The 7,609-nt window shown below is 41.8% G+C and carries 7 protein-coding genes; 6 read left to right on the top strand and 1 reads right to left on the bottom strand.

Features of this window, described 5'->3' with window-relative positions; all coding sequences use genetic code 11:
* Positions 1 to 6 precede the first annotated feature (6 nt).
* From SPI61_RS07180 to SPI61_RS07205, 6 genes are all read left to right on the top strand, one after another.
* Complete coding sequence (locus SPI61_RS07180; RefSeq protein WP_321137441.1) at positions 7 to 384, top strand: SdpI family protein; 378 nt, start codon at positions 7 to 9, stop codon at positions 382 to 384.
* A 122-nt stretch (positions 385 to 506) separates the two neighbouring features.
* On the top strand, positions 507 to 1,187 hold the full coding sequence (locus SPI61_RS07185) for a response regulator transcription factor (RefSeq protein ID WP_034547967.1): 681 nt from the start codon (positions 507 to 509) through the stop codon (positions 1,185 to 1,187).
* A complete protein-coding gene (locus SPI61_RS07190; RefSeq protein ID WP_321137442.1) occupies positions 1,180 to 2,406 on the top strand; it encodes a HAMP domain-containing sensor histidine kinase in 1,227 nt (408 codons plus the stop codon). The genes SPI61_RS07185 and SPI61_RS07190 overlap by 8 nt, the downstream gene beginning before the upstream one ends.
* 86 nt (positions 2,407 to 2,492) lie before the next feature.
* A complete protein-coding gene (locus tag SPI61_RS07195; RefSeq protein ID WP_321137443.1) occupies positions 2,493 to 3,464 on the top strand; it encodes a S1C family serine protease in 972 nt (323 codons plus the stop codon).
* Between the two features lie 297 nt (positions 3,465 to 3,761).
* Positions 3,762 to 5,546, top strand: a complete 1,785-nt coding sequence (locus SPI61_RS07200; protein ID WP_321137444.1) for an ABC transporter ATP-binding protein — start codon at positions 3,762 to 3,764, stop codon at positions 5,544 to 5,546.
* Positions 5,543 to 7,312: an ABC transporter ATP-binding protein gene (locus tag SPI61_RS07205; protein WP_321137445.1), complete on the top strand. Its 1,770-nt coding sequence runs from the start codon at positions 5,543 to 5,545 to the stop codon at positions 7,310 to 7,312. Before SPI61_RS07200 ends, SPI61_RS07205 begins: the two co-directional genes overlap by 4 nt.
* A 197-nt stretch (positions 7,313 to 7,509) precedes the next feature.
* On the opposite strand, the gene SPI61_RS07210 is transcribed toward SPI61_RS07205, so the two are convergent.
* Positions 7,510 to 7,609: IS3 family transposase (locus SPI61_RS07210; RefSeq protein WP_321136885.1), on the bottom strand; the 100-nt coding region annotated here is incomplete at its 5' end.

Below are 7,609 nucleotides of genomic sequence, written 5' to 3' on the forward strand. Positions count from 1 at the left end.
AGTTTTATGGGATTCAATTTGTTGATGGTTATTGTAGTGAGTTTTGTTCCGATTGTTATGATTATTTTCGGAAATATGTTTCTAAAAAATCCGCCGAAAGAGCCGAATTGGGCTTTCGGGTTCAGGACGAAATTTTCGATGAAGAGCCAGGAGACGTGGGATTTTTCACAAAATCTCAACGGCAAGTATTGGAAGACTTTGGGACTCGTTCTTCTTCCGCTTTCAAATGCGACGCTCGCGATTATGAACGGTTACGACATCGATACGATTGGAAAAGTTGTAGGTGTGATAGAAATTGTTCAATGTTTATTTATGATTGGAGCAACAGTTGCGGTTTCGGCGAAGCTTAAAAAAGTTTTCGATGCGAACGGCGTGAGAAAATAAATATGAAAATTTACCGGCAGGATGTCAGTTGTGACCTCTTGCCGGATTTTTTTATTTTTGGGGTATAAATCATTTAGGTTAAATTAAGTTTTTATATTTATAATATTATTGGGGGTGTTTATATGCGAATTTTACTTGCTGAGGATGAAGTTTCTCTTTCAAAGGCGCTTAAAGTTATTTTGGAGAGAAACAATTATTCCGTGGACCAGGTTTATGACGGGGAGGAGGCACTCTCTTTTTTGTCTGCGGACAATTATGATTGTTTGATTTTGGATTTGATGATGCCGAAAGTCGACGGTATCACTGTTTTAAAGACTATGCGAAAGGAAGGCAATATGCTTCCCGTTATTATTTTGACGGCGAAGTCGGAGGTCGACGACAAGGTTTTGGGTCTCGATTCGGGGGCGAACGATTATCTCACAAAGCCGTTTAACAGTCGCGAGCTTTTGGCGAGAATCCGTGCAATAACGAGGTCCAAGGAAAACAACGAGGGCGATTCGATTTTAAAGATGGGAAACACGATTCTTATGCGCGATACATTTATTTTAAAGACCGACTCCGGCGAAACTCGCCTTCAAAGCAAGGAGTTTCAAATTTTGGAACTTTTGATGCAAAACAAAAATAAGCTCATTTCGACGGAAAGGCTTATGGAAAAGATTTGGGGTTTCGACAGCGAGGCGGAGATAAATGTGGTTTGGGTTTATATTTCAAATCTTCGAAAAAAGCTGGCATCGCTCGATTCGAATGTGGAAATAAAGGCAACGAGAAACGCCGGATATACGCTTGAGGAAAGAAATGATTAAGAAATTAAGGAAAAGATTTATAGTTGCCTCGATGCTGTCGCTGTTCATAGTTCTTGCGGTCATCATGTCAATCGTTTCATTTATAAGCTACAAGAGAATTGTTAGGCGTGCGGACGAAACACTCGACATTTTGGCGGACAACAACGGCAGATTTCCGAGCGGAAGTTATATGGAAGAGTATGGACTAAACCCAAACGAATCGATAGAGCTTCCGTACGAGTCGAGATTTTTTTCGGTGCTGGTCGGCGAAAGGGAGATTGTAATTTCGGTGGACACCGGAAAGATTGCCGCAGTAAATACAAAGGAAGCGGTGAAGTATGCGATTGATGTTTTAAAGAGCGGGAAGAGTCACGGCTACCAAGGGGACTACAGATACAGAGCAGTTGCGGAAGAGTCGGGCGTGCGAATTATTTTTCTCGATATGGGGCGCGTGCTCGAAAATTTCAGGTCTTTTGTTTCAATCGGAATTTTGATTTCGATTGTCGGGCTCATAATCGTCTATGTGCTTATTGTGCTCACGTCAAAACGCATAACAAAGCCGGTTTTGGAAAGCTATGAAAAGCAAAAACGTTTCATCACCGATGCGGGGCACGAAATAAAAACGCCGCTCGCAATCATAAATGCGGATGCGGAAGTACTTCAGATGGACCTCGGGGAAAACGAGTGGTTGTCTGACATAAAAACGCAAACGACAAGGCTCACCGAACTAAGCAGCAGCCTCACAATGCTTGCGCGAATGGACGAGGGTGCGGACAGTTTGAATATGAGCGAGTTTAACATTTCGGAACTCGTTTCTGAAATGACGGAGTCCTACAAAGCGCGTGCGATTCTTGAGGAGAAAATTTTGAAAGTTGAAATTCTTCCGGACATTAATTTCTGCGGCGACAAGAAAATGATTGAAAAACTTTTGTCGGTCATTTTGGACAACGCTTTTAAATATTCAAGCGCCGGCGGAAACATAGATGTGAGATGTGAGAAAACGCGTACACAGGTGATTATTGAAGTTGCAAACAGCACCGAATATATTTCACGTGAAAACACAAAATATCTCTTCGAAAGATTTTATAGAACCGATGCATCGAGAAGCAGCAAGACCGGCGGATACGGTCTCGGGCTTTCGATTGCAAGGGCAATTGTAAATTCGCACGGCGGCGAGATATGTGCGACGACTGATGATGAAAAGTCTTTGAAAATTCAAATAAAACTTCCGATAAAATAAATTTTAAGTATAATTAAGTTGGATTTTAAGTTTTGATTAGGTTTCTCTCGATATAATTTAGATATAAAGTTAAGGGAGGAATCAAAATGGACTTTAATGAAAAGGATAACAGACGTGAGTTTTTGGAATATGAAACAATGAACGGATATATGTATGAGCCGGAAGAAAGGACGGAGAAACCGAAAAAATCTTCGCCTATAAAAAAGTTTTTTGTGTCGGCGGTTGCAGCGGTTATGCTTGGGAGTTTTGCAAGCGGCTCGTTTTATGGAACGAAGATGCTTTTCTTCGACAAAAAGGCACCGACGGCTGTGGAAACACAAAATTTTATGACTGTTGCAAACAAGGAGCCGGTGGTTAGAGACGTCTCGGCGATGTCAAAGGAAGCTTTGAAGTCGATTGTTTCAATAACGAATGTCGCCGTTCAACAAGTGCCGGACTTTTTCAGCTTTTTCCAAGGTGGCGGGGTTGAGAGAGAAGTGAAGATGAGCGGTTCGGGAGTGATTCTTGAAAAGACGAAAGATTATCTTTATATGATCACGAATCACCACGTCATTGACGGTGCGAGAGATTTGTCGGTAACGTTCTCGGATGACAAGACATATAAAGCCGAAGTTGTGAAGTACGATGAAAACAACGACATCGCAATTATTCGCGTTCGAATAAAGGATTTGAGCGAGTCGACTTTGTCGGAAATAAAACCTATAAAAATCGGCGATTCGAATTCGCTGGAAATCGGAGAAAGTGTCGTTGCAATCGGCAACGCTTTGGGATACGGTCAATCCGTTACAACCGGTGTCGTCAGCGCTGTGAACAGAAATTTTGCGCCGAAAGAAAGCCTCGACACAAAGACATATATTCAAACGGATGCAGCCATAAATCCGGGCAACAGCGGCGGCGCACTTCTTAATATGAAGGGCGAACTCGTCGGCATAAACACCGCAAAGATTGCATCTTCAAGCATTGAAGGCATGGGCTATGCAATTCCGATGGCACGCGTTTTGGAACTTATAAAGGGTGCGAACATCGATGAGTTTCAAGAAAATGCATTAAATTTATAGAATTTTAAAAATCTCGAATTTATTTTCGGGATTTTTTTATTGAATATTAATAATTATAAAGTTGCAAATATAAAAATATAAAAAAATAAAAGAAAAAAATAAAAATATAGAAAAAACACTTGCATAAATTTTAAAATAGTGATATAATAAAAATAAATTCAGAATATGGTTTTCAACTAAACCGAAAAAGGATCCGAAAAACTTTGAATATATTCGAATTAAATTCACATTGACGGGAAACAGTACTTAATTTCGTCGAAAACTACTTAAAATTTACTCGCAAGAAAGGGAAAAATTATGGAACAAAATGGCAAAAAACTAGGGGACAAAGCGATAAGGCGCGCATACAAAGAGATTTTTAAAGCCGCACCCGTCGCTCTTGTATGTTATCTCCTGATGATAGCACTTTCCGGCTTGGCGCCGACTGCAATTGCAATTGTAACGGGATATGTCGTCGACGCGGCAATAAGCGCTGTTAAAGGAGCGGGAGAAGTTTCGGCGGTGATAGACAAGGCGATAATTCTTTGCGCTCTTGCAACTTTCAAATTCATCTCGAAACCTATAATCGAATGGCTCATGTCGGTCGTCATGGTAAATGTCGACGGCAATTTGAACGAAATGATTGTCGAAAAACATTCAAGGCTCGCATATTGGCGCCTCGAAGACAAAGCGTCGCTCGACTTAATAAAACAGGTCGAAAAGAAAACATTGGATCAATTTAAAACCGCGCTTCAAGCGATGAACCATTTGGGAATAGTTTCAATCTCGGCAATCTCCGCACTCATAACAATCACGGTTTATGTTTGGTGGGTTGTGCCGGTAGTGATTGTTGTAATCTATCCGCTCATCTGGCTCGCAAAGAAAGGCGCAAAGGAAACATACGAAGAAGACAAAGCTCTCAATGAAAAATATAGATATGTCGAAATGCTCGATGAAGTTTTACTTGGAAAAGATTCGTCAAAAGAGAGATATCTTTTCGACTATTCGGACCACTACAACGAAATCGACTATAAAACTTATCGCGAAGTCACGAATGCAAAGTTTAAAGTTATGAAAAAATGGTTCAAACGAAGCAAGACTTTCTCGTCGATTTTCTCGCTCATCGTGCTCGTTGTGGCACTTGTACTTCTTAAACCGGTAAAAGCGGGCGCAATGACTTTCGGTATTTACACCTCTGTCATCGCACTTGTAAGCACACTCATAAACCAAGTCGGATGGACAATTCCGAATGCAATGGACGCATTCACAAGCACCAGCCTTTTCTTCAAAGATTTCTTCACATTCATGGATTTCGACGAAGAAGAATCGGGGCTCATAAGACCGGAAAATGTTCCGGAGTTCGAATCGCTCGAATTTAAAAATGTGCGCTTCACATATCCGGGAACGGATAGAGAAATACTTAAATCAATGACTTTTAAAATCGAAAAGGGACGCCACTACTCGCTCGTAGGTGAAAACGGAAGCGGAAAGTCGACTGTCATAAAACTCATGCTCGGTCTTTACGACCAATATGAAGGTACGATTTTAATAAACGGTGTCGATGCAAGGACGATGCCTCTAAACGTTCGTCGCTCCATTTTCTCCGCAATATTTCAGGACTATGTAATTTTCGGAACGACTATAAAAAACAATATTGCAATGGGTTATGCGGACAGAGAGGCAAAAGTGGAGGAAGTGATTGACGACCTCGATTTGAGAGAAATGGTCAATAAAATGCCGGAGGGAATCGAGACGGAAATCGGAAAGCTCGACGACAGAGGACTCGACCTTTCGGGCGGTCAACGCCAAAGAATTGCTCTCGCGCGTGCGATTGTTTCGGATTCGCCGGTTGTAATTTTGGACGAACCGACAGCGGCGATGGACCCTAAAACAGAGTCGAAACTCTATGAAAAAATGGGAAAACTGACAAAGGGCAGAACCGTAATTTTCATATCGCATAGACTCGGCTCGACATCTTTGAGTGATGAAATATTCCTGTTCAAAGCGGGAAAAGTTTTTGAACACGGCACACATGATGAAATGATGGCGCTTAAAGGCGACTATTTCGAAATGTACAATTCACAAAAGGAGTGGTATTCATGAAATCAATCTCGAAATTTTTCAAAACGATACACGATTTGATGCCGTTTGCGATAAAACCGGCGGTCAAACAAAATAGGGGCGAATTCATTTTGATGGTCGTGTCCTCGCTCATACAATCGACACTCCTTGGACTGAACGTGATTATCCAGGCATATTTTTTTCAAACAATCAATGAATATATAAACGGCGGAATGCTCTCGACAGCAATACTCGGCGCTGTGCTTTTCGTGTCGCTGCTCATTTTCGGACAAGTTATTAACGCCGTTGTGAACTACTCGATAAATAAATTTATATCGCTCGCCGGAAAAACTGCTGAAAACGGAATAATGTCAAAAGTAAAGAAATTAAAACCGATTTACTTTGAAAATCCGGAAAATCTTTTGAAACTATCAAGAGCGCGCGCCGGCGGACCGGATGCAATGCTTTTCACGGGGCTTGCTGCGATGGTTGTGTCGGGATATTTGCCGTATTTTATCATTATGATATGGTATATGTCTTCGAAAAATGCATCGCTAGCACTCATATTTCCAATACTCTTTTTGCCGGCTTTAATCGGTTACATTTTTAAGATGAAGATCGTTGTGAAACTGAAAAATGAAGAAACGAAAATTACACGTGTGCGCGATGAATATAGAAGCTACATCATCGGCTCGGCTGCAAAGGAAATGCGCATGGGAGGATTTTACAAATTCCTCCACGGCAAATATAAAACCGGATGGGACGAAGTGAAAAAAGTTCAAAAAAGAGCGAACAGAAAGACATTTTGGATTGAATTCACACTGAAAATAATAACCGCCGCCGCTTATTCGAGCGTAATATATCTCATTTTAAGAGCGACGCTCATGGGCGACACGAATGCAGGCTTTCTTGCAGCGACAATCACCTCGATGGAATTTATGTTCGGCATAATGGAGGAACTTCTGCAAAACTCAATTGTACCGCTCGCCGAAAGATACGGTGGAATAGATTTCTACGTCAACATGATGCGTGAAGAAGAAGCCGATAACGGAACGGACATGACTCCGATTGAAAGTGTAAAAATCAGAAATCTTTCGTTTAAATATCCGAACTCTGAAAGATATGCCGTGAAAGATGTGGACCTCGACCTCGAAAAAGACAAACTGATTGCAGTCGTCGGGGAAAACGGAAGCGGAAAAAGTACACTTCTAAAACTTGTGCTCGGACTTTTCGACACCTCCGAAGGCGAAGTTAAATACTTTGACGAAAAGGGCGGGGAAATCGAAAATCCGAACCTTCGCGAAAAAACTTCCGCAATCTTTCAGGACTTCTACAGATACAAAATGCAACTCGATGAAAACATTGAAATTTCTGACTTGAATAAAAACGATGACTTCGGATTGGCTCTTGAAAAAGCAGGACTTAACTCGAATCTTCCGATATTTCCGAACGGCGGCAACACCGTGCTTTCGCGTGAATTTAACGGAACGGATCTCTCCGGTGGACAATGGCAAAGAGTCGCGATTGCCCGCGGAGTATATCGCGACCGCGACATCATCGCCTTCGACGAACCGACCGCCGCAATCGACCCTCTCGAAGAATCGGCACTCTACAACAAACTTCGCGAAATTTCCGCCGGAAAAATCTCTCTCTTGATCACCCATAGAATCGGCTCCGCTCGTATCGCCGACGAAATCGTTGTCATGAACAACGGAAAAGTGAGTGAGAGAGGGACACATGAAGAGCTTATGAGTTTAAAGGGAGAGTACTTTGGGATGGTGGAAGAACAGTCTAAATGGTATAAGTAGGGTTAATTTGCGGTCTATTTTGCGATAAACGGTTGATTTCGTGTTTTAGTCGCTGCGACGTACTTGCCAGTACGTCTCACTCCAAAAACACTCTATCTAACCGTTTCTCATCAAAATATCCTCGCAAATTACGGTGTTTATGAAAGAATCGGTATATTGACATGCACCCACAAACCCGGACAAAATAACCGCGTTTACTACACGGCTTGTAACCTGTACTCAACAGGTGACAGGCCGTGTAATTTTGTCTTTATTCTCTTGTTATTATACCAGTCAATATATTCTCTAATAGCACTC

Origin of the sequence: Ezakiella sp., from assembly GCF_034180565.1 — a bacterium.
In the GTDB taxonomy this organism is placed as follows: domain Bacteria; phylum Bacillota; class Clostridia; order Tissierellales; family Peptoniphilaceae; genus Ezakiella.

What these genes read in the sequence shown, in the direction of transcription:
- SPI61_RS07200 (WP_321137444.1), top strand. Translation starts at nt 3,762, where the DNA reads ATGGAACAAAATGGCAAAAAACTAGGGGACAAAGCGATAAGGCGCGCA.
- SPI61_RS07190 (WP_321137442.1), top strand. Translation starts at nt 1,180, where the DNA reads ATGATTAAGAAATTAAGGAAAAGATTTATAGTTGCCTCGATGCTGTCG.
- SPI61_RS07185 (WP_034547967.1), top strand. Translation starts at nt 507, where the DNA reads ATGCGAATTTTACTTGCTGAGGATGAAGTTTCTCTTTCAAAGGCGCTT.
- SPI61_RS07205 (WP_321137445.1), top strand. Translation starts at nt 5,543, where the DNA reads ATGAAATCAATCTCGAAATTTTTCAAAACGATACACGATTTGATGCCG.
- SPI61_RS07180 (WP_321137441.1), top strand. Translation starts at nt 7, where the DNA reads ATGGGATTCAATTTGTTGATGGTTATTGTAGTGAGTTTTGTTCCGATT.
- SPI61_RS07195 (WP_321137443.1), top strand. Translation starts at nt 2,493, where the DNA reads ATGGACTTTAATGAAAAGGATAACAGACGTGAGTTTTTGGAATATGAA.